We start from the raw sequence: 24,774 nt of genomic DNA, 5'->3' as shown, positions 1-24,774 counted from the left end.
ATGGCATGTTATACACAAGGAAGTGGGGGATCAAAACTTGTTCTTTGGATAAATATAGGTTTTTCACCGGAAAGATCATGTTTTATCCACAGACGGGTAGGTCAAATAGTGCGCAATTGGATTTGGTTTAGTAGAAAAAGTTACTCACAGGCACAAAAAAAGCGGCTTATGCCGCTTTTTTCACACGCATTGTGTTTGATAAAACATGGTGCCTATTGAAACTTGCTCAGGTGCTCATTGAGCCACTCTTCGGCTGCATCTTCTGGTACGGGATGGTTGAGAATGTCGATCTCCAAGCAGTCCGTCAGTGGCGTGCCACCAATATCCTCAAGTAGCGAGTAAGCATGTTTGCCTGCTGCGCAGAAGGTGTCATAGCTAGAGTCGCCAATACCAACCACCGCAAACTTTACTTCAGACATGCGAGGTGGGGTCGCTTGCAGCGCAGCAATAAACGGCTGAATGTTATCTGGATATTCTCCCGCACCGTGCGTTGAGGTGATAACCAGCCAAGTGCCTTGTGCAGGGATGTCTGCAAGCTCTGGTTGGTTATGGATAGTGGTCTCTAGACCTTGTTCTACCAGCAAGTCACTAAGATGGTCGCCGACATACTCTGCCGCGCCAAGTGTACTGCCTGTGATGATATGAATCATTGATGTTCCTTTTTCAATACCGCTTATTTACCAATACAGAAAGACGAGAAGATACGTCCGAGTAGATCATCAGAGCTGAACTCGCCAGTGATCTCATTCAAATGTTGCTGAGTAATACGTAGCTCTTCTGCCAAAATTTCGCCCGCCATATAGCCTTCTAGCTGCTGCTGGCCAATATCAAGGTGCTCGGCGGCGCGCTCCAAGGCATCAAGGTGGCGGCGACGAGCCATAAAGCCACCTTCACTGGCACCAGAGAAACCCATAATTGACTTAAGGTGCTCGCGAAGGGCTGGTACGCCTTCACCTGTGCGCGCAGAAAGACGAATCAACGTCGGATCGTTAACGTGACAGATCCCCAGAGTTTCACCGGTTTCATCGACCTTGTTGCGGATCACGGTGATACCGATCGACTCTGGGAGGCGATCAATAAAGTCAGGCCAAATCTCTTTTGGATCCGTAGCATCGGTTGTGGTGCCATCAACCATAAACAGCACACGATCGGCTTGCTCGATCTCTTCCCAAGCACGCTCAATACCAATGCGTTCCACCTCGTCAGAAGCATCACGTAGACCTGCGGTATCAATGATATGCAGTGGCATACCATCAATATGGATGTGCTCACGTAGAACATCACGTGTGGTTCCAGCAATATCGGTCACAATCGCCGACTCTTTACCAGAGAGGGCGTTGAGTAGGCTTGATTTACCCGCATTTGGGCGCCCAGCAATGACCACTTTCATGCCTTCACGCATGATGGCGCCTTGGTTGGCTTCTTTGCGAACAGAATCGAGATTGTCGATGATGGTCTGCAGATCGCCCGCCACTTTACCGTCGGCGAGGAAGTCGATTTCTTCTTCAGGGAAGTCAATCGCCGCTTCAACATAGATGCGTAAATGGATGAGTGATTCCACCAGCACTTGAATGCGTTTCGAGAACTGACCTTGCAGTGATTGCAGGGCTGATTTGGCCGCTTCTTCTGAACTGGCATCAATCAAGTCGGCAATCGCCTCGGCTTGGGTTAAGTCCATTTTGTCGTTGAGGAACGCACGCTCACTGAACTCACCCGGTCTGGCAGGGCGAACACCTGGAATGAGCAGAATACGTTTAATTAGCATATCCATCACCACAGGGCCACCGTGGCCTTGAAGCTCAAGAACATCTTCACCGGTAAATGAGTGCGGATTAGGGAAGTAAAGCGCAATACCTTGGTCGAGTTCGCCGCCATTTTCATCTTTGAAAGGCAGATAGTCAGCGTAGCGAGGCTTTAGAGTTTTGCCTGTTACTTGCTGTGCGACTTCTTGAGCCAAAGGGCCAGAAACGCGAATGATGCCCACGCCACCGCGGCCTGGGGCTGTGGCTTGTGCCACAATGGTGTCTGTTGTCATTGAATTGCCTATTCGCCGTGCTTTAGCCAAATTGTAATCATGGTCAATGAAAAAGGCGACCACTAAGGTCGCCTTTTATCTAATCGAATTGGTTTGGACTACTTAGAGTGCAGACCTTTCTTCTCGAGCGATCGGTAGATCAGCGTTTGCTGGATAAGCGTTACGATGTTAGAAATCAACCAGTAAAGAACCAGACCTGATGGGAACCATAGGAAGAAGAAGGTAAACATAACCGGCATAAAGGTCATGATCTTCTGCTGCATTGGATCTGTTACCGTCGTTGGGCTCATCTTCTGGATCATGAACATACTTGCACCCATCAGTAGAGGCAGAATGAAGTATGGGTCTTGAGCCGAAAGGTCATGAATCCAACCGAAGAATGGTGAGTGACGAAGCTCAACCGATTCCATTAGCGCCCAGTACAGAGCGATGAAGATAGGCATCTGTAGCAAGATTGGTAGACAGCCACCTAGTGGGTTTACTTTCTCTTTCTTGTACAGTTCCATCATTTCTTGGCTCATGCGCTGACGGTCGTCGCCGATACGCTCACGCATTGCTTGCAGCTTAGGCTGAAGCATGCGCATTTTCGCCATAGAGGTGTACTGTGCTTTGGTTAGTGGATACATCGCACCACGTACGATGAAGGTCAAACAGATGATAGCTAGACCCCAGTTCACAACGATACCTTGAATGAACGACAGTAGTGTGTGAAGTGGTTTCGCAATGAACCATAACCAGCCGTAGTCAACTACTAGGTCTAGGTTTGGCGCAACTTCAGCCATTTCGGTTTGCAGTTTTGGACCTGCCCAAAGCGTTGCTTTCAATGTTGCTGCTTGGCCATCGGCAATCGTAGTGTTTGGCATACGAACACCGATATCACCTAGGTTACCAATCACGCGAGTGTAAAGGTTAGTACCCGGTGCTTCACGTGGGATCCACGCGGCTGCGAAGTAGTGCTGGATCATCGCTGCCCAACCTTGACCATCAGTCAGGTTAAGAGACAGGTTGCGATCTTGCATATCTTCGAAGCTGTATTTCTTGTAGCGAGTGTCTTGAGTTGAATAAGCACCGCCATTGTAGGTAGGCATTGTGATGCTGCCACCTTTGTCTTGAAGATTTTGACGAAGGTGAGCGTACATGCCGAACGTCGCATTTTGACCAGAGTTGTTGTTTACTGTGTATTCAACATCAACGTCATATTTGCCACGCTTTAGAATGAAGGTTTTGGTGTAGTTGATGCCATTCGCTTCGAATGTCATCGGTACACGTAGCTCATCTTGACCCTCAGCCAGCGTGAAGCTGTCTGCTGATACTGAGTAAGCTGGACGGCTTGTGCTGCTAAGGTCGATACCTTGAGGGCCTACCAGACCACTTTGAGCAATAAACTGGTGACCTTGTGAGTCTTTGAGCAGCTCAAACGGGTCGCTAGATTCCAACTCGGTTGCGTACTCGTTTAGGTTTGCGGTAACAACATCACCGCCCACAGTTGTCACACCTAGAGTCAGTACGTCGGTTTTCACTGTGATGATTTTATCTGCGGCCGCTGTTGTGTGGCCTGGTGCAGGATCATGCTCATCAGCGAAAGATGGCGCAGGTAGAGTACTGCTTTGCGTCTGCTGAGTCGGAACTGGAGCTGGGTTCTTATAAGATTGCCACTGTTGGAACAGCAAAAAAGAAACCAAAGCCAAACCGATTAACAGAATATTACGTTGAGAATCCATCGTTATTTATCTCTGTCTTGTTTTTGGGCTGGTGGTACGGGGTCAAAACCCCCTTCATTCAAAGGATGGCATTTTAATAGACGTTTGCCTGATAACCAACACCCTTTTACAAAACCGTGAGCTTTAAGGGCTTCTATTGCATAAAGAGAGCAAGTTGGGTTGAACCGACAGCGTGGCCCAATAAGAGGACTGATGACCCATCTATAAAAATAGACGAGACCGATTGCTAACCACGCGAGGGGCGAGACAGGCGATGCCATAACTTATCTAGAAGTTGGAATATTTCTTCATTGCTCAGAGTTTGCGCACTCTTTTTCGCAATTACAACAAAATCTTTGCTAGGAAGTTCGTGTTGTTTGTTACGAAAACTTTCACGTACCAGGCGCTTGAAGTGGTTTCTGCCGACAGCTGTTTTAATCTGTTTTTTAGGAACCGCTAGACCAAGACGAGGGTGTGATAGCGAGTTTTTGCGGGCAATGATGGTGAAATGAGGGGAGCCAGCTCGATGAGCTTGCTTAAATACATTTTGGTAATGCTCGGGAGTTAACAAGCGTAACTCCCGAATAAAGGCATGCTTTTTCAAAATAGAAGATTATTTTGAAAGGCGAGCACGGCCTTTAGCACGACGTGCGTTAATTACTTTACGACCGTTCTTAGTCGCCATGCGAGCACGGAAACCGTGAGTACGCTTGCGCTTTAGAACTGAAGGTTGAAAAGTGCGTTTAGACATGGTTATTACCTTTACTGATCAGTAGTTTTAGGTTCTCGTTGAACCCGGCGTGGGACTTATTTCCCGTCTTCTTCTCTATATAGAGATAGAGAGGAAATCCGACGCCTCTCAACAAAGAGGCGGAATTGTAATCACTGACTCGTCAAGAGTCAATAATCAGTTCAACTTCAATTCCAGCCGGCGAATTATACTTTTTGTGAGCTAGAGCGCAAGGATCATTATTAGATCCCAACTTGATTTATGAATTTCTTAAGTTGGATATCCTGTGGATCATTGAATATTTGCTCCGGCGTTCCTTGTTCTACGATATGGCCATTAGCCATGAAGATCACTCTATCTGCGACCTCTTTAGCAAACTGCATTTCGTGGGTCACAACCAACATAGTTTGATGCTGAGTTGCGAGCTTTTTCATAAGGTTAAGTACTTCACCAACCCACTCAGGATCGAGTGCTGAAGTTGGTTCATCGAATAGCAACAGCTCCGGCTGGAGCGCCATAGCGCGGCCAATACCGACACGCTGTTGTTGTCCACCGGATAGGGAAGCAGGGTATTGATCCCCTTTATCACCTAGACCGATGTCATCGAGAATTTGCTGTGCTTTTTCAAGCGCTTGGTCTTTTTTCCAGCCTTTTACGGTGATAAGACCTTCGGCAATGTTTTGACGCGCAGTCATGTGCGCGAACAGAGCGTAATTTTGAAATACAAAGCCGGTTTTACGGCGCAGTGCCAATACTTCGGCATTGGTGTGGTTCTGGCAATCGACCGTCACGTCATCAATGGTGATTGTGCCTTTATCTGCTTGCTCAAGAAAGTTTACGCAGCGTAGCAGCGTCGATTTTCCGGTGCCGCTTGAGCCGATAATGACGATGATTTCACCTTGTTTGATATCAATATCGATACCTTTTAGGACTTCTGTATCGCCAAACTGCTTGTGGATATTTTCCAGTTTAATCATCGTTGATACGCCTTGTTCAATCTTTGTTCAGCCCACAGCTGTACGCGAGTAAGCACTAACACCACGCCCCAGTAGATCAGAGCCACTGCCAAGAAAGCCTCAAAGAAGCGGAAGCTGGATGACGCCTCCATTTGCGCCTTGGCCATGATTTCAGCCACGCCGAGCGTAAAGGCCAGCGATGTCGATTTGATCATGTCGATGAAATAGTTCATCAGCGATGGCAAAGCGACACGGGTTGCCTGAGGCAAAATAATGCGGCGCATGGCTTGGCTGGTCGTCATACCCACTGACAAGCTCGCTTCCATCTGGCTGCGATCAATGCCGATGATGGCGGCACGAATGCTCTCTGCCATATATGCGGCGAAGTGAAGTGTTAAACCGATGACTGCCGCACTAAACGCATTCAGTCCGACCATCCATGGGAAAATTTGTGGCAGACCGTAGTAAAGCAAGAACAACTGCACCAAAAGTGGCGTGCCGCGGAAAAAACTGATGTAGAGCTGACTAAGCTGATCAAGGACAGGGATCTTGAAAACACGAATATTCGCTAAGATGACCGACAAGATCAGAGAGAAAAACAGTCCCCATACTGCCATTTCCATCGTAGTGCCAAGATACTTGAGCAGTATCGGCATCAGCTCCAGCATATATTGAAAATCAAATCCCATAACGTTACCAAACTTCTAGAAAAACAAACGCCCACTAACAAGCGTAGTGGGCGTAATAATAGTGATCACTTACTTTTTAGTGATGTCTGCGCCAAACCACTTCTCAGAGATAGCCGCTAGCGTACCATCTGCACGCATGTCTGCCAGTGCCGCATTCACTTCTTGTTGCAGCTTTTGACCTTTTTCGTTGTTCACGAATGGCCATGCGTTCTCAATCGTTTCGAACGGTTCGCCTGCTAGCTGTAGTGGCAGACCTGTCTTCTTGATAAGTTCAAGTGCAGATAGGCGATCCATTACGAATGCATCGGCGCGGCCAAGGGCAACATCGTGTTCAATACCTGTGTCGTAGGTTTTTACGTTGATTTTGTTGTCTTTATCGTAGCTACGTAGTAGCTGCTCAAAGTTAGAACCAAGGTTTACCGCCACAGTTTTGCCTGCGAGGTCTTCAATACCTTGAATGCTGTCATTACCTTTGCGAACAGTAATCTGTGCACCATCAATCACGTATGGGTTTGCAAATAGGTATTTCGCTTTACGTGCATCGGTCATAGTGATTTGGTTAGAGATAGTGTCGATACGACCGGTCTCAAGCAAACCAAACAAACCAGAAAAGTTCGCAGTCACGTACTCGACTTCGTAGTCGTTGCGGCGACCAATTTCGTCCCAAAGGTCAACTTCAAACCCTTGTAACTTGTCTTGCTTAACAAAGGTAAATGGGAAGTAGCGACCAGACATGCCGACTTTCACTTCTTGTGCTGTCGCAGCATAAGCTGCTTGAGATACGGTTGCAGAAAGCGCCAAGGCGGTTAATAGACCTTTAATCCAGTTTTTCATTTTACTACTCCTTCTATTTATGGAGAGGGATGTTACTGGTAAAGCTGTCGATAAGTTAAATAACGAGTTGTTATTAACCATAACAAATCCGTGGTTGAACGCTGACTTTTTGCTCATCTCTGTTCAGAGTTTGATCAAATTCGATGACAGCTTGAACACGGATCTATACACAAGTTAGATCATGATTCGAATTTTGTGGGTAGATCTGTGTTTTGTGCATGCGTTTGTGAGTAAAATTAGGGCAATTTGTGGGGATCAAGCCAAATCGACCGAAAAATTGTGAATAACTTAGATCTTATTCACTGGATCGCCGATCATTTGCTGGCGATCTTGGTTATCAACAGGTAAAATTACCAATCTTTTCCAATTCCAATAAATAGAGTGAGAGCACTGTGTCATCTTCGCTTTGGTTGCAATGTGCGCAACGTCTACAAGAAGAGCTACCCGCTACCGAATTCAGCATGTGGGTTAGACCCCTACAAGCTGAGCTTAATGACAACACCCTAACTCTATTTGCGCCTAACCGCTTTGTACTCGACTGGGTGCGCGATAGATACCTCAACAGCATTAACCGTCTACTAAAAGAGTACTGCGGTAATGATGTGCCGAATCTTCGTTTCGAAGTCGGCAGTAAGCCGGTTTCTGCGCCGCCAGCACCCAAGCCAGTTAAGACTGCTGCTGACGTTGCGGCTGAGTCTTCTGCACCTGCGCAGCTACAAGCGCGCCAACCTGTGCATAAAACCTGGGACAATGAAGCGGAGGTCACTGATATCAATCACCGCTCAAACGTTAACATCAAGCACAAGTTTAATAACTTCGTTGAAGGTAAGTCGAACCAGCTTGGTCTAGCGGCGGCACGTCAGGTGGCAGATAACCCAGGAGCGGCCTATAACCCGCTGTTCTTGTATGGCGGTACCGGTTTAGGTAAAACGCACCTATTGCACGCTGTGGGCAACGCCATTGTTGATAACAAGCCAAACGCGAAAGTGGTGTACATGCACTCGGAGCGTTTCGTTCAGGACATGGTTAAGGCGCTACAAAACAACGCGATTGAAGAATTTAAGCGCTACTACCGCAGTGTTGATGCGCTTCTTATCGATGATATTCAATTCTTCGCCAATAAAGAGCGATCACAAGAAGAGTTTTTCCATACCTTCAATGCACTGCTTGAAGGTAATCAACAGATCATCCTGACATCGGATCGTTATCCGAAAGAGATCAACGGCGTAGAAGATCGCCTTAAGTCTCGCTTCGGTTGGGGTTTGACTGTGGCTATCGAACCACCTGAGTTAGAAACTCGCGTGGCGATCTTGATGAAAAAAGCCGAAGACCACCAAATTCACCTAGCCGATGAAGTTGCATTCTTCATTGCTAAGCGTCTGCGTTCAAACGTTCGTGAGCTGGAAGGCGCTCTAAACCGCGTGATAGCTAACGCCAACTTTACCGGTCGTCCAATAACCATCGATTTTGTTCGTGAAGCGCTGCGTGACTTGCTAGCACTGCAAGAGAAGTTGGTGACGATTGATAACATTCAAAAGACGGTTGCCGAATACTACAAGATTAAAGTCGCGGATCTGCTTTCCAAGCGTCGTTCTCGCTCTGTTGCTCGCCCACGCCAGTTGGCGATGGCGCTAGCCAAAGAGTTGACCAACCACAGCCTGCCAGAGATTGGTGATGCGTTTGGTGGTCGTGACCACACTACCGTGTTGCATGCGTGTCGTAAAATCGCTCAGCTGCGTGAGGAGAGTCATGACATTAAGGAAGACTATTCCAACTTAATTCGCACGCTTTCTTCATAATAGTGGCATAATCACTATAATTAGCATTCAAGTTATTGTATTTCGCAAATAAGTGGCATGGATTGCCATCTTTACGAAGAGTTATCTATGAAATTTACTATCGAACGTCATCACCTACTAAAGCCGTTACAACAAGTTTCTGGTGCACTAGGCGGCCGTCCTACATTACCTATTTTGGGCAACTTGCTTCTTAAAGTAGAAGAAGGGGTGCTTTCTCTTACCGCGACTGACCTTGAGGTAGAGCTGGTAAGTAAGGTGACGTTAGAGAGTGAGTTTGAAGCGGGCAGTGTGACTGTACCTTCACGTAAGTTCCTCGATATCTGTCGTGGTCTGCCTGATGATTCTACGATCACTATCGTATTAGAAGGCGATCGCGTACAAGTACGCTCTGGTCGTAGCCGATTCTCACTATCCACATTGCCAGCAAGCGATTTTCCGAACATTGAAGATTGGCAGCAAGAAGTGGCGGTGACAGTCACTCAAGCCGAGCTTAAGTCGCTGATCGACAAGACTCAGTTCTCAATGGCTAACCAAGATGTGCGTTATTACCTAAACGGTATGTTGTTTGAGTTAGACCAAACAACATTGCGCTCAGTGGCGACCGATGGTCACCGTATGGCGGTGGCAACGGTGGCGCTAGAAGGCAGCTTTGACAACAAACAGATCATTGTGCCGCGAAAAGGTGTACAGGAGCTTTCTAAGCTTCTAGATGCACCAGAGCAGCCAGTAACACTGCAAATTGGCAGTTCTAACATCCGTGCCGAAGTGAACAACTATGTCTTTACTTCTAAGCTTGTTGATGGTCGTTTCCCAGATTATCGCCGCGTAATGCCTCAAAATACCGATAAGACTCTCGAGACAAACTGTGATGAGTTACGCCAAGCGTTCTCCCGTGCCGCGATTCTATCGAATGAGAAATTCCGTGGCGTTCGTGTGAACCTGGCGGACAACGAGATGCGCATTACGGCTAATAACCCAGAGCAAGAAGAAGCAGAAGAGATGCTCGATGTGAACTTCCAAGGTGAAGCGCTCGAGATTGGTTTCAACGTTTCTTACGTTCTCGATGTACTTAACACGCTTCGCTGCGACCAAGTACGTATATCGATGTCCAATGCCAACGCCAGTGCGTTGATTGAAAACAGCGAAGATGACAGTGCCATGTACGTGGTGATGCCAATTCGTCTCTAAGACGAGCATGACGTTATGCCGCTTACGCGTTTAATCGTACAGCAATTTCGAAATATTAAAGCCTGTGATATTGAACTATCTACAGGCTTTAACTTTATTATCGGCCCCAACGGCAGTGGCAAAACCAGCTTGTTGGAGGCGATCTATTTGCTTGGTCATGGGCGCTCATTTAAGAGTTCTCTCACCGGTCGAGTGATACAAAATGACTGCCAAGAGCTGTTTGTACATGGCCGTTTTTTGAACTCGGATCAATTTGAGATACCCATTGGCATTAATAAGCAGCGTGATGGCTCAACAGAGGTTAAAATAGGCGGTCAATCTGGGCAAAAGTTAGCTCAGCTTGCCAAGGTTCTGCCGCTGCAACTTATCCATCCAGAGGGCTTTGAATTGCTCACTGATGGCCCTAAGTTTCGTCGGGCATTTATCGACTGGGGTGTGTTTCACTCTGAGCCAGGTTTTTTTGAGGCTTGGGGGCGTTTTAAGCGTCTCAGTAAGCAGCGCAATGCGCTACTTAAGACTGCCACCAGCTACCGAGAGTTAAGTTACTGGGATAGAGATTTAGCCCAGCTTGCTGAGCAAATCGATGGTTGGCGCCGCAGCTATGTCGAGCAAATGAAAACCTTGGCTGAAGAAATGTGTCAGTCTTTTCTGCCGGAGTTTGAAATCAAACTCGGTTATTACCGTGGCTGGGAAAAAGACACGCCGTATGGCGAGCTCTTAGAACGTAGCTTTGAGCGTGACCAAAGTTTGGGGTACACCTTTAGTGGCCCAAATAAAGCCGATTTAAGAATTAAAGTGAACAACACCCCTGTAGAGGATGTGTTGTCTCGTGGTCAACTGAAACTGATGATGTGTGCGTTGCGCCTTGCGCAAGGGCAGCACCTCGCAGAGTTGACCGGAAAGCAATGTATCTATCTGATAGATGACTTTGCTTCAGAATTAGATAGCCTGCGTCGTAAACGCTTAGCGGATTACTTAAAACAGACTCAGGCTCAAGTTTTTGTAAGCTCTATTACCGAAAGCCAAGTTGCCGACATGATTGACGAAAATGGCAAGATGTTTCATGTGGAACATGGCACAATAGAGCAAGGTAAATAGTGAGAGAAACTCATGTCAGAAAATTACGATTCATCGAGTATTAAGGTACTAAAGGGTCTGGATGCAGTACGTAAGCGTCCGGGAATGTACATCGGCGACACGGACGATGGAACCGGTCTACACCACATGGTTTTTGAGGTGGTTGATAACTCAATTGATGAAGCGTTGGCAGGTCACTGTAGCGACATTATCGTGACTATCCATGAGGACAACTCTGTTTCTGTTAGCGATGATGGCCGTGGTATTCCAACGGAAATGCACCCAGAAGAGCAAGTGTCTGCGGCAGAAGTTATCATGACGGTACTTCACGCGGGTGGTAAGTTCGATGACAACTCGTACAAGGTATCGGGTGGTCTGCACGGCGTAGGTGTTTCTGTAGTAAACGCACTGTCTAAGCAAGTCACACTGACTATCCATCGTGGCGGTCACACTCATACTCAAACTTATCACCACGGTGAGCCACAAGCGCCACTGGCTGTGATTGGTGATACCGACAAAACAGGTACAGAAATCCGTTTCTGGCCAAGTGAAGAAACTTTTTCAAACGTAGAGTTCCACTACGACATTCTTGCTAAGCGTCTACGTGAACTGTCGTTCCTAAACTCAGGTGTCTCAATCAAGCTTGTCGATAAGCGTGAAGAAGACAAAATGGATCACTTCATGTTTGAAGGTGGTATCCAAGCGTTTGTTGAGCATCTAAATACCAATAAGACACCAATCATCCAAAAAATCTTCCATTTTGATTTTGAGCGTGAAGATGGCATCACCGTAGAAGTGGCGATGCAGTGGAATGATGGCTACCAAGAAAACATTTACTGTTTTACCAACAACATCCCTCAACGTGATGGTGGTACTCACTTAGCGGGTTTCCGTGCCGCATTAACGCGTACGCTGAACTCGTTCATGGATAAAGAGGGCTTCTCTAAGAAAGCCAAGACAGCGACATCAGGTGATGATGCTCGTGAAGGTCTAACAGCTATCGTATCGGTGAAAGTGCCAGATCCGAAGTTCTCAAGCCAAACCAAAGACAAGCTGGTTTCTTCTGAAGTGAAATCTGCCGTTGAGTCTGCGATGGGTGAGAAGCTGTCTGAGTTCCTAGTAGAGAACCCAGGTGAAGCGAAGATTGTTTGTACTAAGATTATTGATGCTGCTCGCGCACGTGATGCAGCGCGTAAAGCGCGTGAAATGACACGTCGTAAAGGCGCTCTAGACCTAGCGGGTCTGCCAGGCAAACTGGCTGACTGCCAAGAGAAAGATCCAGCGCTTTCTGAACTGTACATAGTGGAGGGTGACTCTGCGGGCGGTAGTGCTAAGCAGGGTCGTAACCGTAAGAACCAAGCGATTCTTCCACTGAAAGGTAAGATCCTAAACGTAGAGAAAGCGCGTTTCGATAAGATGCTTTCTTCACAAGAAGTGGCAACGCTTATCACAGCACTTGGCTGTGGTATCGGTCGCGATGAGTACAACCCAGATAAACTGCGTTACCACAACATCATCATCATGACCGATGCGGACGTCGATGGTTCTCACATCCGAACGCTACTTTTGACCTTCTTCTACCGTCAAATGCCTGAGCTTATCGAGCGTGGTTACGTGTACATCGCTCAGCCACCGCTTTACAAAGTGAAGAAAGGTAAGCAAGAGCAGTACATCAAAGATGAAGATGCGATGAACCAGTACCAAGTTTCTTTGGCTCTGGATAACGCTGCTCTGCACGTGAACCCTGAAGCACCAGCACTAGCAGGTGAATCACTAGAGAAACTGGTACAGCAGTTCAACGGCGCAGTGAAGATTGCCGATCGCATGGCTCGTCGCTACCCACACGCACTAGTGAGTGAGTTCATGTACACGCCACGCCTAACGGCTGAGCAGTGTCACGATGCTGTTGCGGTTGAAGCATGGTCTAAGCAGCTTGTTGAGCAGCTAAATGCCAAAGAAGTGGGTGCAAGCCAATACAGCTTCGAGGTTGAACAGCACGCTGAGCTAGGTTTGAACCTACCGAAAATTATCGTGCGTACCCACGGTGTGACTCATGAGCATGTGCTGAGTATCGACCTGCTGAACTCGAAAGAGTACGGCAAGCTAGCATCTCTATCGGAAGCTCTAGAAGGTCTGATTGAAGAAGGTGCTTACGTGAAACGTGGTGAGCGTACTCAACCAGTGAGCCACTTTGAAGATGCCCTAAATTGGCTAATCAAAGAGTCGCGTCGTGGTCTGAGCCTACAGCGCTACAAAGGTCTAGGTGAGATGAACCCAGATCAGCTTTGGGAAACCACAATGGATCCTGAAACACGTCGCATGATGCAAGTAACGATTGAAGATGCGGTTGGTGCAGATCAGCTGTTCACGACACTAATGGGTGACCAAGTAGAGCCTCGTCGTAACTTCATTGAAGAAAACGCACTTAAAGTAGCCAACCTAGACGTTTAGATTGATTTCTCTTCGCTGGCTGAACTGATTTCTGCGTCGAAGGTGCTCATTTATGATTATAAACCTTTATTGGTATAAGAATGGCGCCTTCTCCTTGAACTCAGTTCACCCAGCTTCGATAAACCAATTTAAAAAAAGACTGTCACTAATGACGGTCTTTTTTTGTTTTTAACTCTATGAAAAATAACCGTTATAAAAAATAGTTTAAGAAAATACCTTGAAAGCGATTTTCGCCATCCCTATATCTAGTTATGAAGGGGAGCTGTCTTGCTCAAGAGAGAAGAAACAGACCTTTTAAACGCCGACAAAGTATCGCTCAGTGGAGGATCACTTTAACGGCACACTTAAAAAACTGATTTATTGCTACGTCCCCGAACACCAATGCTGTCAGCGGAGTGGTGGATAAATCCCTTAGTCGTCACGGCACCGGTTTATAGACTGGGTGCTTTTGAAAACTCACGGCTAAGACTATTGCTTACTATGAGGATAGCATTATGAGAACTGTAGATTTCACTCCTTTATACCGCAACGCAATTGGCTTCGATCGTCTATTCAACATGATGGAAGCGAACTCAGCGAAAAACTCTTCTGGCGGTTACCCTCCATACAACATCGAGCAACAAGATGAGAACCATTTCCGTATTACTATGGCGGTGGCTGGCTTTGCTGAAGACCAACTCGATCTGACTCAAAAAGAGAACATGTTGATTGTTAAGGGTGAGCGTAAAGCCGAAGAAGAGAAGAAGTACGTGTACCAAGGTATTGCAGAGCGTGATTTCGAGCGTAAATTCCAACTAGCTGACTACGTAAAAGTGGTAGGCGCAAGCATGGAAAACGGTTTACTACATATTGACCTAGAGCGTGAAATCCCAGAAGCGATGCAACCACGTAAGATTGCTATTGGTGGTAATAACCTAATCGAAGGTTAATTGCCCATAGGCTTTAACTAGCCATACCTATCGGGAATTAAGAGTGAAAGAGCACCATTGAGGTGCTCTTTTTATATCGAAAGGAAATGAAAAATCAGCCCTGCTGATAGGCTTTTTCAACTTCTTCAGCGATGATCGCAATACCTTGCTGCATTTTGTCGTCATCTTGTACATAGTTCATGCGCAGACATTGATGGGCATGATCCCATTCATCTTCCTGACCGATAAAGAAATATTCCCCAGGCACAATCAACACGCCACGATCCTTCAAGCGTTGGTAGAGCTCCATAGTGGTAATTGGTAGCTCATCAAACCATAGCCACAAGAAAATAGCGCCTTCTGGCTTATGGATTCGAAAACGTGGTTCGGTAATCGCCGATTGTAATAACTCAACCGCGCGTTGGGATTTTTGCTGGTAGAACGGCTTAATGACGTTTGAACTTAGATCCAAAATGTCGCCTTTCTCAATCATATGATGAGCAAGCGCAGGACCAAAGCTGCCTGGTGCTAGGCTGATTATGCCATTCATATTGGTCATCGCTTGCGTGACTTCTTCACTGGCAATCACGATACCGCAGCGCAATCCTGGTAGACCTAACTTAGATAAGCTCATGCAGAGAATGGTGTTTTCATTCCAAAACGGCTCCACATCTTCAAAGATGATGTTTGGGAAGGGCAAGCCGTAGGCGTTATCGATGATAAGTGGGATATTATTTTCACGAGCCAGTTTATCCAGCTTATGGATTTCTTCATCGGTTAGTACGTTACCCGTTGGGTTAGTTGGGCGTGAAGCACAAATTGCCGCAACCGAATCATCGATTTCTAGGTGTTCGAAATCCACATGGTATTTGAATAGACCGTTATCAAGCAGTTCTATTTCTGGGTGATAGGAAACAAAAATATCTTCGTCTATGCCTGCATCGCCATAACCAATGTACTCTGGCGCAATTGGCAACAAGATTTTCTTATGGCTGCCATCGCTTTGCTTACCTGCTAGTAGGTTAAACAGATAGAAAAACCCACTTTGGCTGCCATTGGTTAAGCTGATGTTTTTTTCAGTAATATTCCAGCCATAGGTATCGCGCAGCAGCTTGGCGAGCGATTTAACAAATGCATCTTTTCCTTGCGGGTCATCGTAGTTGGCCATGGCGGCCACCAGTTCACCACTGGCGAGGAGGTCATTGCTGGCTTGGTGAAAATACTCGAGCATGGCAGGAATGGCGGCTGGGTTACCACCTCCGAGCATGATGGCACCTGGAGTGCGAAGGCCATCATTAAGATCATCCATTAATTGGGTAATACCTGAGTAACGATTAAATTTTTCACCAAACTTAGAAAATTGCATTGTTGTACCTAGTTCATTGTGTTCACTTGTAGTGTTTATAAGGGGTTTTATCCTGCTGGTGGCAAGATGAACCTTTGAACATACAGCAATGATTACGGCAGGCAAAGTACTATTTGAGTGCAAAGAAAATGAGCAATAAAAAAGGACCGCCGTAGCGCTCCCTTTGATGTGATTTACTCGGTTTTAATCTGTTGATTACTCGCCAGTGTAGACGATGAGTATCTTGTCATCTTGGTAACGGCGTTCAAACGCATAGTAGCCTTCACGCTGGTGGGTAATGTGTTGCCCTTTAGCGACAGCTGGATGACGTAAGCGGAAATCCCCCAACGCTTGCCAGTGCTTGAGCAACGCTTCGCGCTGACCTGTTATCCTATCCCACGGCATATCAGAGCGGGTACCTTGGTGTGAGTCTGAGCCGCTGACACCTAAGTCTCGCGCTATCTCATCACCATAGTAGATCTGCACCGCACCAGGGCTCAACATAAGAGCGTTCGCGGCGCGCATCTGATCATCAATGCTTCGGCTTCGAGAAGCCCAGAACAGTGAGGTGTCATGCGAAGAGAGGTAGCTCAGCACATTAAACTCGCTATCGCTGTTAATGCGCTCAGCATAGCGTTGAAAGTCACTGTCTAGGTTAGCGAAACACTTCAGTGCCTTAGGGGCGACGTCACCTTGGAACTCGAAGTTGATAATGGAATCAAAACCGTTATCGAAATATGGGCTCTTCACCACGCTGTGCGCCCATACCTCACCCGTCATCCAGAATGGTTTATCATCCAGTGCTTTGTCTGGATTGTTTTGCTTCCACTCTGCCAGCGCCTCGTTACTGGCTTGTTTGAGCTTAGCCCAACTTTCCATTTCCACGTGTTTAGCGGTATCGACACGGAAGCCGTCGATGCCATACTCGCGAACCCAATCCGTGAGCCAGGTGATCAGGTGGTCACTTGGCGTGGCTTGAACATCTTTGGCATTGGTCTCTTTACTGCGATAGAAGTTCGGTAGACCTGTTTTCTGTGTCGATTCAGTTTTTAGATCCGGTAAGAAGTTAAGTGACATGGTTCTGTCGTTGTATCCAGGCGCGTCGTAGTCGCCAATATCGGTGCGGATCCAATCCTTACCCCACCATTTCTCCCACGCTTCATCATCACTGTATTTGATATAATCATTAAAGCTGTGCCAGCTTTGACCTGATTTAGGTTGCCAATCGGTCCAGTTTTCACCGAGCTCTTTTTTTGCCTCTTCATCGGAGAGGTAGAGCTTTCCGAAGCCAAATTCTTGCATGTCCGCTAGGGTAGCGTAACCGGTATGGTTCATTACCACGTCCCATACGATGCGGATACCTTTCTCGTGGGCAGTATCGACAAACTGACGCAATTCTTCCTCGGTGCCCATATTGGCATCGAGCTTGGTCCAATCCTGGTGGTAATAACCGTGATAACCATAGTGCTTGAAGTCGCCCTTATCACCACCACCAACCCAGCCGTGGATTTGCTCCAGTGGCGAGGTGATCCAGATGGCATTCACTCCAAGCGATTCAATGTAGTCGAGCTTTTTAGTCAGACCAGCAAGATCGCCACCGTGAAAGGTGCCGATTTCGTGTTTGCCGTCTTTGCTTCGGCCATAGCTGTTATCGTTATCTAGGTTGCCGTTGTAGAAGCGGTCGGTCATTACGAAGTAAACCGTCGCGTTGTCCCAGTCGAACTCAGCCTTCGGAGCTTGCTCTGCCGGCTCTAGCAGCAATAGGCCTTGGCTGTTTGCTCCGGGCTGTAGTGCAATCTTGCCGCTGCTGACCGTAGCTTGTTGCCCGCTCAACGCGTCTCTAAGTACCGTGCCATCGGCAAAGGTGGCGCTGACATCGATGACTTTTGGGCTGTCAGTGGCGACAGGGCAGGTGGAGGTAAAGTCGTTACTCTGTTTTGGTTTCACCTTCACGGTGAGCTCATTGTTGGCCGGATTGAGTGTGAACTGGTAAGTGTTTGCCTTGAATACTCGCATTGGAATCGCCGATTCCCCGGCACAGTCATCGAGCTTTAATGGACGGTTAAACTTAATGCGCGCATCTTCAGCCAGTGAGAAGTTGCTGCCACAGGTTTGAGCATTATCACCAATAGAAAAGGTGTAGCTGCCTTTGTCGAGTTTCTTTTCTGCAATCAGTAAACCTTGTTCATTGGCAGCAAAAGCGACTTGTTGGTCCTCTAGGCTAAGTAGTAACGCATTGTCGGGCAGTTGGCTACAGGCACCGAGCATCGCCACAGATAGAGAGATTAGGGTCTTTTTCATGGGTTCTCTTCCTTGAAGTTATCCCACGTTTATATCAAATATCGACCTCTACATTCTGAGTGCTATAACCGCTAGTTTGCAGGCAAGCTCCCTACAATTTTCTTGCTAGTTCACAGAATTAACAATAACTTGATGCTGCTTGAAGGGTACAAAAAAGGGAAGCCTTAGCTTCCCTTTTAATTAACTCTTGTTACCAGAATCGATGACTATTTCTGAAGAAGTGAAATGTCGGCGATTTGCAGGAACAGGTTACGCAGGTTGTTTAGTAGCGTTAGACGGTTCTTCTTAAGCGCTTCGTCATCGGCCATTACCATCACGTTATCGAAGAACGCATCCACTGGCTCACGTAGATCAGCAAGTTTGCTTAGCGCTTCCTGATAGTTACCGGTCGCGAATGCTGGCTCGAGGGCTTCAGTCATCACTTCAACGTTCTCTGCAAGCGTCTTCTCCGCATCTTCTTGTAGAAGTGCAAGGTCGATCTCTGCTGCAAGTTCGCCGTCGAATTTCGCTAGGATGTTACCTACACGCTTGTTCGCTGCCGCTAGTGCTTCTGCTGCTTCTAGCTCACGGAAGTGAGATACCGCTTTAACGCGTTGGTCGAAGTCTGCTGGTTTGGTTGGACGATTAGCCAGTACCGCTTGGATGATATCCACGCTGAAGCCTTCGTCCTTGTACCATGCATTGAAACGACCAAGCATGAAGTCGATGACGTCGTTTGCAACGTTCGCGTTTGTTAGCTTGCTAGTACCATCTTCTAGGGCAAATAGCGATTGTGCTTTTGCGATCAGGTCAGTTAGGTCTAGGTTGTAGCCGTTCTCTACGATGATACGTAGCACACCTAGCGATGCACGACGAAGTGCGAATGGATCAGAGCCCTTGGGTGCTTGGCCAATACCAAAGATACCCACAATCGTATCTAGCTTGTCTGCCATTGCGACCGCTGAAGAGATACCAGTGCTTGGTAGCTCGTCACCCGCGAAGCGAGGCATGTATTGCTCGTATAGCGCCAGTGCTACTTGCTCATCTTCACCGTCGTGAGTCGCATAGTGCATGCCCATCACACCCTGGGTATCGGTAAACTCGAATACCATAGAGGTCATTAGGTCACACTTCGCTAGAAGACCAGCACGCTTAGACTTTTCAACGTCAGCATCGATTTGCTCAGCGATGTAGCCAGCAAGTTCAGTGATGCGGTCGGTCTTGTCTTTGATAGTACCAAGCTGCTTCTGGAAGATAGCTTGGTCTAGTTCAGGTAGACGGTCGATAAGAGGACGCTTACGGTCAGTGTTGAAGAAGAATTCTGCATCCGCTAGACGTGGACGTACTACCTTCTCATTACCTTCGATTACGTAACGAGGCTCTTTCGACTCGATGTTAGAAACGAAGATAAAGTTTGGCAGGAGTTTCTTGTTCTCATCGTAGACGGGGAAGTATTTCTGGTCACCTTTCATGGTGTAAACCAACGCTTCAGAAGGAACCTTTAGGAACTCTTCTTCAAACTTCGCTGTGAGTACGACTGGCCATTCAACTAGAGAAGTGACTTCTTCAACTAGGTCATCTTCTAGCTCAGTAATACCACCAACAGCCGCACCCGCTTTTTCAGCATCAGCTAGAATAATAGCTTTACGCGCTTCGTAATCTGCCATGACTTTACCGCGCTCTTCTAGGATCGCAGGGTATTGCTCAGCAGAATCGATGGTGAACTCTTGCTCACCCATAAAGCGGTGACCGCGGATGGTGCGGTCAGAGGCGACACCCAAGATCTCGCCTTCGATAAGGTCAGAGCCCATTAGCATAGTCAGCGTCTTAACAGGACGGATAAATTGAGTTGTCTTGTTACCCCAACGCATTGGCTTAGCGATTGGCAGGTTAGCGAGCGCTTTTGCTGCAAGCTCAACCACGATTTCAGTCGTTGCTTGGCCTTTGACTTCTTGTTTGAAAAGCAGCCATTCGCCTTTGTCTGTGACTAGACGATCTGCTTGCTCAACAGTGATGCCGTTACCGCGAGCCCAGCCTTGAGCCGCTTTAGTTGCATTGCCGTCAGCATCGAATGCGACAGAAACAGCAGGGCCACGCTTCTCAACCACTTTGTCAGCCTGCCCTTCAGCAAGACCGGCAACTCTAAGTGCGAGACGACGAGGTGCTGCGTACCATTTTACGCCTTCGTGTGCGAGATCAGCGCTTTTAAGCTCAGCTTCAAAGTTTGCTGCGAAAGCTTCTGCTAGAGTACGAAGCTGCGTTGGTGGTAGCTCTTCAGTACCGAGCTCAATTAGAAATTCTTTTGCCATGATTACTTCTCCTCGTCCTTCTTAAGCATTGGGAAGCCTAGTGCTTCACGTGATGCGTAGTACGCTTCTGCAACAGATTTAGTCAGGTTGCGGATGCGGAGGATGTAACGTTGGCGTTCTGTTACAGAGATAGCTTTACGCGCATCAAGGATGTTGAATGCGTGACCCGCTTTAAGAATGCGTTCGTATGCAGGAAGCGGAAGTGGCTTCTCAAGCTCAAGTAGCTCTTTACACTCTTTCTCACACTGATCAAAGAAGGTGAATAGGAAGTCTACGTCTGCGTGCTCAAAGTTGTACGTTGATTGCTCAACCTCATTTTGGTGGAAGATATCACCGTAAGTAACGTTCGAGCCGTCTGGTGCAACGTTCCAAACTAGATCGTACACAGAATCTACTTCTTGGATGTACATAGCTAGACGCTCGATACCGTAAGTGATCTCGCCAGTTACTGGCTTACATTCAAGACCACCAACTTGCTGGAAGTAAGTAAACTGAGTCACTTCCATGCCGTTTAGCCATACTTCCCAACCAAGACCCCATGCGCCTAGCGTTGGGTTTTCCCAGTTGTCTTCTACGAAACGAATGTCGTGTACTAGCGGGTCGATACCAAGAACTTCAAGTGAACCAAGGTACAACTCCTGAATGTTGTCTGGAGAAGGCTTAAGCGCTACTTGGAACTGATAATAGTGCTGCAGACGGTTCGGGTTCTCACCGTAACGACCATCGGTCGGACGACGTGAAGGTTGAACGTATGCCGTAGACATTGGCTCTGGGACAAGTGCACGTAGACATGTCATTGGGTGAGAGGTGCCAGCACCTACTTCCATATCTAGTGGTTGAACAATAGTACAACCGTTCTGTGCCCAGTAATCCTGCAGCGCGAGGATCATTCCCTGGAAGGTTTTGATATCGTATTTTTGCATAGTAATTCGCGCAATTCTCTAAGTGAAAAGGTCTATCTGATAATCAGAAAATAACAAATAAGTATACCGATTAATCGTTAAGGGGAGTAGGGGTAAAAGCGCTGAATTAATCCCCGTAAAGCCAAAAAGTGGGGTTTTTCGGCGTTGTTCGCCATGTAGAAGGGTTCAAACCCCACGATTGTTGAAATTGATTCGTTGAGTGATTACAATGCCGCCATCTCTGGGGAGTAGCTTATCCATACGCTTGCAAGCGCTTGGATTCGTTCGTCAACATAATTGGTGCAAAATCACCATGGCGCTCGAGACTTGTGCCCGCAAGTTTAGCAAGACCATAGATAAACATCGTGAACCGGGGTGGGGCGCGAGGTTTGTCTATAGGTTAAAAACTATAAACCCTGCCCCTTAGAGCATGTCGTGAGCGTTTTAGCTATTTCAATTACTACCGTGGCACTCGCCGAAATAGGCGATAAGACCCAGCTTTTGTCGTTATTGCTGGCCAGCCGTTACCGTAAACCCATTCCTATCATTGCCGCTATCTTTCTAGCGACCATTGCCAATCATGCGTTAGCTGCTTGGCTAGGTGTCGTGGTGGCCGATTACTTGTCGCCCGATGTCCTTAAATGGGTGCTGGTGATCAGCTTCCTTGCCATGGCGGCATGGATCTTGGTACCCGACAAACTGGATGACAATGAAAGCATTTCAAGCCGTGGCCCGTTTGTTGCTAGTTTCATTGCCTTTTTTATCGCGGAAATCGGTGACAAAACCCAGATTGCCACTTCTATCCTTGGTGCACAATATGCGGATGCCCTAGCTTTGGTGGTGATAGGTACTACGGTCGGTATGCTACTTGCCAATGTACCCGTGGTGCTGATTGGTAAATTGTCTGCGGATAAATTACCGCTTGATTGGATTCGTCGTATTACTGCTATTTTGTTTATGGGACTCGCTATTGCAGCCGCCATTTTTTAATAACAATATCAACTGAGTATCGAATCTTAATCGCGATCAAACTCTCGCTTGAATCTGACTAAATTCGTGATGAATGACATATTAGTGTCATAATTGTCATGGTACTTTAATCATGTGGATCCTAGCGAGAGGGCAAGATTATGCTTACACGTTACACAGGAATGACCGCAGAAAGCCAAAGCCGTTTGTTTACGTTCGGTTTGGTATTAACGCTGCTGGGTATGGTACTCACGGATATGTGGATACCTATGGTAGTAGGCGCCATTATTATGGCCGGGTTGGCTGTCGAGTCGTGGATTCGGGTTCAGCATCTTATCCCAATGCACAATGAGATTCGTTCGATGCAAAAGCAGATCAAGAAACTTCAATCTGAAGTCAGAACGCTGGAGTATGACGAATAGCTCGAACAAGACGAATAGCTTCAACGGAACGAATAGTTTCAACGGAACAAATAGTAGAAAGGCTGCCAATGGCATAATGCTTGTAAGTTAAGAAGCTAACACCTTTTAGAAGGCCTAGTCGCATAGCGACTGGGCCTTCTTTTTACCGCTCTTGGATAGCTCCTATCTCGCCTTTCTGGCAACGTAAAACTCTCAGCCATATCTAGGATATAGTTCATCACCTCCGGGATTCTTCCAGGTGCGACGGCAGGAAGGAGTTGTAACTGTCCTATTAAGAACAACGAAGCTTGTTTAAAGCCTATCTGGTAAGGCATTACCTTGTTTTGGTCGTAGGCCATTTGGCACATTAAGAACCGAAGTAAGTTATAGGCCAACAGCATCCCCCACAGTTCTTGTTCTATTAGTTCGGGCTTTTGCTTCTTAGAGTCAGGTTGTTTTGAAGCATATATTGTTTCATCTCTCGATAACCCAACTCTATCTCCCATCGATGTCCATAAAGCTCTGAGATGTCTTTTCCTGGGTAGCGCAAGGGGTCAGTCATCGAGGTTAACAACCGTACCTCCTTACCCTTAATAGTCTTAGTTATCAATCGAGCTTCCAGTGTTTCTGGTGCATCGTGCCACTTTTTCCTAGCTTGAGGGGATAGCTTTAATTCGACCAACTCTTGCCCACGCCCTAACTTGCGAAGCATTGTGTATTGAGCTCCTTTACGCATTGGAATAAGCCAATGCCTCTCTACCCCTGTTGTCTGCCAACGGTGCAATAGTCCTAGAGCGTAAAAACCTCTATCGAAGATAGTTAGGCTATGGTCGGGAGAGCGCTCAATGAGCTCCGTAGTTAAGTCCACTTCGCTCTTTGATGTAGAGTCGAACGATGCACTATTTAGAAGGTGACTTGTCAGCTCCATATGGCAGACCATTCGGACCTGAGGGTATTCGGACGAGCACTTTTGATTCCGAGTTCGACTGAAGCGCTCATCATTGTCTTTAGTATCAGGGGTTCGCCAGACTACACCGTCGACCGCATGAAGTGTTAAACCATGCCAGTCTGGGTGGGGCGTTTTGTCATTCCATAGTTTCTGCGTTTGAGTAAAGACGGATTTCATGACATCGGAGCCCAGCCTTTGTCTTGCCTGAATTACTGCACTCGGAGCAACAAATGGCTTCTTACCTGGGAGAAGAATATCCAGCTTCGAGACGACCTTCTCCATGGACAAATGGCGATACAGAGACATCCCAACAACACTCCAAACCATCATTTCCATTGGTAACCTTCGTCTGCGAATAGTCGTAATTCCTGTATCTTCCAAACACTGGGAAATGAGTTCTGGAGAAAGCAGATCAGATAAACCCGAAAGTTGCTCTGCAGAGAATTGATGAACTTGGTTAAGAGCCTGTCTTAAAAACATAAAAAAAATCCGAGTGCATTGAATACACTCGGATTTTGACACTTTGAATGGATCGTTCAACCGATCATTTAGTTGTTAACTGATCGGCATTATGCCAATGGCAGCCTTTTTTAATGCGTTATGCCATGCCTTTTTTGATTAGGTAAAGGTAGGGCACCGTTTCTGTTTGCGCACCAAGTAATTGGTGATCCATAAAGCGACAGAAACTAGGAATATCGCGAGTGGTGGAAGGATCGTCGGCTTTCACCAATAACACATCACCATCTTCCATTTTACGAATTGTCTTCCTGACCATCATCACTGGCTCTGGGCAGCGCAATCCTTCGGCCTCGAGCGTTTGCGTGGCAAGGTCTGTATTGATTGTCATAGGGAACTCTTTTCTCTAGAAAACTGCCCAAATTCTACTTATGAAGAAAAAATATGCAATAACCCCTTGGCAAATGGATCTTTTTGCTTTAACTTTATTAACAAGTTGGTAACAAAGACGCAAGGAAGTAGCTATGTTGACCGCACTAGATAGATTAACAATATACTCGGTACTGTGCGTGATTGCGTTTTGTGCCTTGGTACTTCAGCCTTCACCACAAGCTGGTTGGACACCTTTAATTGGTTTGAGTGCTGCAATCGTGGGATTGTGGTTTGAGATGAGACGCTGGCAAGATGCTTCTGAGGAGCAAGAAAATTAACAATTGATAAACATTTGCCATTAAATAGATTCAACACACTACGACATTCCGACACTATCCCCATTTTCTTGGGCTTCCCCGCTGAA

The 24,774-nt window shown here is 47.0% G+C and carries 22 protein-coding genes and 1 pseudogene; 8 read left to right on the top strand and 15 right to left on the bottom strand.

The genetic code is table 11. The features are described from left to right. Nucleotides 1-212: 212 nt before the first annotated feature. The 9 genes from mioC to PG915_RS00730 form a co-directional block, all read right to left on the bottom strand. Nucleotides 213-650 carry an FMN-binding protein MioC gene (mioC, locus tag PG915_RS00770; RefSeq protein ID WP_353497477.1) on the bottom strand — a complete coding sequence of 146 codons (438 nt, stop codon included), beginning with the start codon at nucleotides 648-650 and terminating at the stop codon, nucleotides 213-215. A 23-nt stretch (nucleotides 651-673) separates the two neighbouring features. Beyond that, entirely contained in the window at nucleotides 674-2,035 is a 1,362-nt protein-coding gene (mnmE, locus tag PG915_RS00765; protein ID WP_353497476.1) for a tRNA uridine-5-carboxymethylaminomethyl(34) synthesis GTPase MnmE, read from the bottom strand. A 98-nt stretch (nucleotides 2,036-2,133) separates the two neighbouring features. Continuing rightward, nucleotides 2,134-3,756, bottom strand: a complete 1,623-nt coding sequence (gene yidC, locus PG915_RS00760) for a membrane protein insertase YidC (RefSeq protein ID WP_353497475.1) — start codon at nucleotides 3,754-3,756, stop codon at nucleotides 2,134-2,136. Between the two features lie 2 nt (nucleotides 3,757-3,758). Beyond that, the gene (gene yidD / locus PG915_RS00755; RefSeq protein WP_081941688.1) at nucleotides 3,759-4,016 is read right to left on the bottom strand and encodes a membrane protein insertion efficiency factor YidD; all 258 of its coding nucleotides are present in this window, start codon (nucleotides 4,014-4,016) and stop codon (nucleotides 3,759-3,761) included. Further along, the gene (gene rnpA, locus PG915_RS00750) at nucleotides 3,983-4,339 is read right to left on the bottom strand and encodes a ribonuclease P protein component (protein ID WP_353497474.1); all 357 of its coding nucleotides are present in this window, start codon (nucleotides 4,337-4,339) and stop codon (nucleotides 3,983-3,985) included. The genes yidD and rnpA overlap by 34 nt, the downstream gene beginning before the upstream one ends. A gap of 9 nt (nucleotides 4,340-4,348) precedes the next feature. Next, the gene (gene rpmH / locus PG915_RS00745) at nucleotides 4,349-4,486 is read right to left on the bottom strand and encodes a 50S ribosomal protein L34 (protein ID WP_004400210.1); all 138 of its coding nucleotides are present in this window, start codon (nucleotides 4,484-4,486) and stop codon (nucleotides 4,349-4,351) included. A 221-nt stretch (nucleotides 4,487-4,707) separates the two neighbouring features. Beyond that, nucleotides 4,708-5,442: an amino acid ABC transporter ATP-binding protein gene (locus tag PG915_RS00740; protein WP_353497473.1), complete on the bottom strand. Its 735-nt coding sequence runs from the start codon at nucleotides 5,440-5,442 to the stop codon at nucleotides 4,708-4,710. Next, nucleotides 5,439-6,110 carry an amino acid ABC transporter permease gene (locus tag PG915_RS00735; protein WP_353497472.1) on the bottom strand — a complete coding sequence of 224 codons (672 nt, stop codon included), beginning with the start codon at nucleotides 6,108-6,110 and terminating at the stop codon, nucleotides 5,439-5,441. Before PG915_RS00735 ends, PG915_RS00740 begins: the two co-directional genes overlap by 4 nt. Nucleotides 6,111-6,179: 69 nt before the next feature. Continuing rightward, a complete protein-coding gene (locus PG915_RS00730; RefSeq protein WP_353497471.1) occupies nucleotides 6,180-6,944 on the bottom strand; it encodes an amino acid ABC transporter substrate-binding protein in 765 nt (254 codons plus the stop codon). A gap of 392 nt (nucleotides 6,945-7,336) precedes the next feature. Between PG915_RS00730 and dnaA the strand changes: the two genes are divergently transcribed. The 5 genes from dnaA (at nucleotide 7,337) to PG915_RS00705 (ending at nucleotide 14,388) form a co-directional block, all read left to right on the top strand. Continuing rightward, a complete protein-coding gene (gene dnaA, locus PG915_RS00725; protein WP_353497470.1) occupies nucleotides 7,337-8,743 on the top strand; it encodes a chromosomal replication initiator protein DnaA in 1,407 nt (468 codons plus the stop codon). 87 nt (nucleotides 8,744-8,830) lie between these two features. Then, entirely contained in the window at nucleotides 8,831-9,931 is a 1,101-nt protein-coding gene (gene dnaN / locus PG915_RS00720) for a DNA polymerase III subunit beta (protein WP_353497469.1), read from the top strand. A 15-nt stretch (nucleotides 9,932-9,946) separates the two neighbouring features. Continuing rightward, nucleotides 9,947-11,029, top strand: a complete 1,083-nt coding sequence (recF, locus tag PG915_RS00715) for a DNA replication/repair protein RecF (protein WP_353497468.1) — start codon at nucleotides 9,947-9,949, stop codon at nucleotides 11,027-11,029. Between the two features lie 12 nt (nucleotides 11,030-11,041). Continuing rightward, the gene (gene gyrB, locus PG915_RS00710) at nucleotides 11,042-13,459 is read left to right on the top strand and encodes a DNA topoisomerase (ATP-hydrolyzing) subunit B (protein WP_353497467.1); all 2,418 of its coding nucleotides are present in this window, start codon (nucleotides 11,042-11,044) and stop codon (nucleotides 13,457-13,459) included. Between the two features lie 494 nt (nucleotides 13,460-13,953). Then, nucleotides 13,954-14,388 carry an Hsp20 family protein gene (locus PG915_RS00705; protein ID WP_353497466.1) on the top strand — a complete coding sequence of 145 codons (435 nt, stop codon included), beginning with the start codon at nucleotides 13,954-13,956 and terminating at the stop codon, nucleotides 14,386-14,388. A gap of 94 nt (nucleotides 14,389-14,482) precedes the next feature. On the opposite strand, the gene PG915_RS00700 is transcribed toward PG915_RS00705, so the two are convergent. The 4 genes from PG915_RS00700 to glyQ all read right to left on the bottom strand — a co-directional run bounded on the left by PG915_RS00700 (nucleotide 14,483) and on the right by glyQ (nucleotide 21,224). Further along, nucleotides 14,483-15,733, bottom strand: coding sequence for a valine--pyruvate transaminase (locus PG915_RS00700; RefSeq protein ID WP_353497465.1), 1,251 nt, complete (start codon nucleotides 15,731-15,733; stop codon nucleotides 14,483-14,485). Nucleotides 15,734-15,928: 195 nt separating this feature from the next. After that, nucleotides 15,929-18,013: an alpha-amylase gene (locus PG915_RS00695; RefSeq protein WP_353497464.1), complete on the bottom strand. Its 2,085-nt coding sequence runs from the start codon at nucleotides 18,011-18,013 to the stop codon at nucleotides 15,929-15,931. A gap of 206 nt (nucleotides 18,014-18,219) precedes the next feature. Further along, on the bottom strand, nucleotides 18,220-20,301 hold the full coding sequence (glyS, locus tag PG915_RS00690) for a glycine--tRNA ligase subunit beta (RefSeq protein WP_353497463.1): 2,082 nt from the start codon (nucleotides 20,299-20,301) through the stop codon (nucleotides 18,220-18,222). A 2-nt stretch (nucleotides 20,302-20,303) separates the two neighbouring features. Next, on the bottom strand, nucleotides 20,304-21,224 hold the full coding sequence (glyQ, locus tag PG915_RS00685; RefSeq protein ID WP_353497462.1) for a glycine--tRNA ligase subunit alpha: 921 nt from the start codon (nucleotides 21,222-21,224) through the stop codon (nucleotides 20,304-20,306). A gap of 414 nt (nucleotides 21,225-21,638) precedes the next feature. Between glyQ and PG915_RS00680 the strand changes: the two genes are divergently transcribed. Further along, nucleotides 21,639-22,193 (top strand): TMEM165/GDT1 family protein, encoded by a 555-nt coding sequence (locus tag PG915_RS00680; RefSeq protein ID WP_353497461.1) that lies wholly within the window; start codon nucleotides 21,639-21,641, stop codon nucleotides 22,191-22,193. 140 nt (nucleotides 22,194-22,333) lie between these two features. After that, the gene (locus tag PG915_RS00675; protein WP_042502468.1) at nucleotides 22,334-22,594 is read left to right on the top strand and encodes a hypothetical protein; all 261 of its coding nucleotides are present in this window, start codon (nucleotides 22,334-22,336) and stop codon (nucleotides 22,592-22,594) included. 95 nt (nucleotides 22,595-22,689) lie between these two features. Here the strand turns inward: PG915_RS00675 and PG915_RS00670 are convergent. Together PG915_RS00670 and tusA are read right to left on the bottom strand one after the other, a co-directional pair. Further along, nucleotides 22,690-24,002: pseudogene (locus tag PG915_RS00670) on the bottom strand (IS4 family transposase). Between the two features lie 118 nt (nucleotides 24,003-24,120). Next, complete coding sequence (tusA, locus tag PG915_RS00665; RefSeq protein WP_042502471.1) at nucleotides 24,121-24,369, bottom strand: sulfurtransferase TusA; 249 nt, start codon at nucleotides 24,367-24,369, stop codon at nucleotides 24,121-24,123. A gap of 133 nt (nucleotides 24,370-24,502) precedes the next feature. Here tusA and PG915_RS00660 point away from each other — a divergent pair, with 133 nt between their 5' ends. Beyond that, a complete protein-coding gene (locus tag PG915_RS00660; RefSeq protein ID WP_353497460.1) occupies nucleotides 24,503-24,688 on the top strand; it encodes a hypothetical protein in 186 nt (61 codons plus the stop codon). Nucleotides 24,689-24,774: the final 86 nt, after the last annotated feature.

Origin of the sequence: Vibrio sp. CB1-14 (genome assembly GCF_040412085.2) — a bacterium.
Taxonomy (GTDB): domain Bacteria; phylum Pseudomonadota; class Gammaproteobacteria; order Enterobacterales; family Vibrionaceae; genus Vibrio; species Vibrio chaetopteri.
The sequence above is the reverse complement of the archived record's forward strand: the minus strand, read 5'-3'. Positions and strand labels throughout refer to the sequence as shown.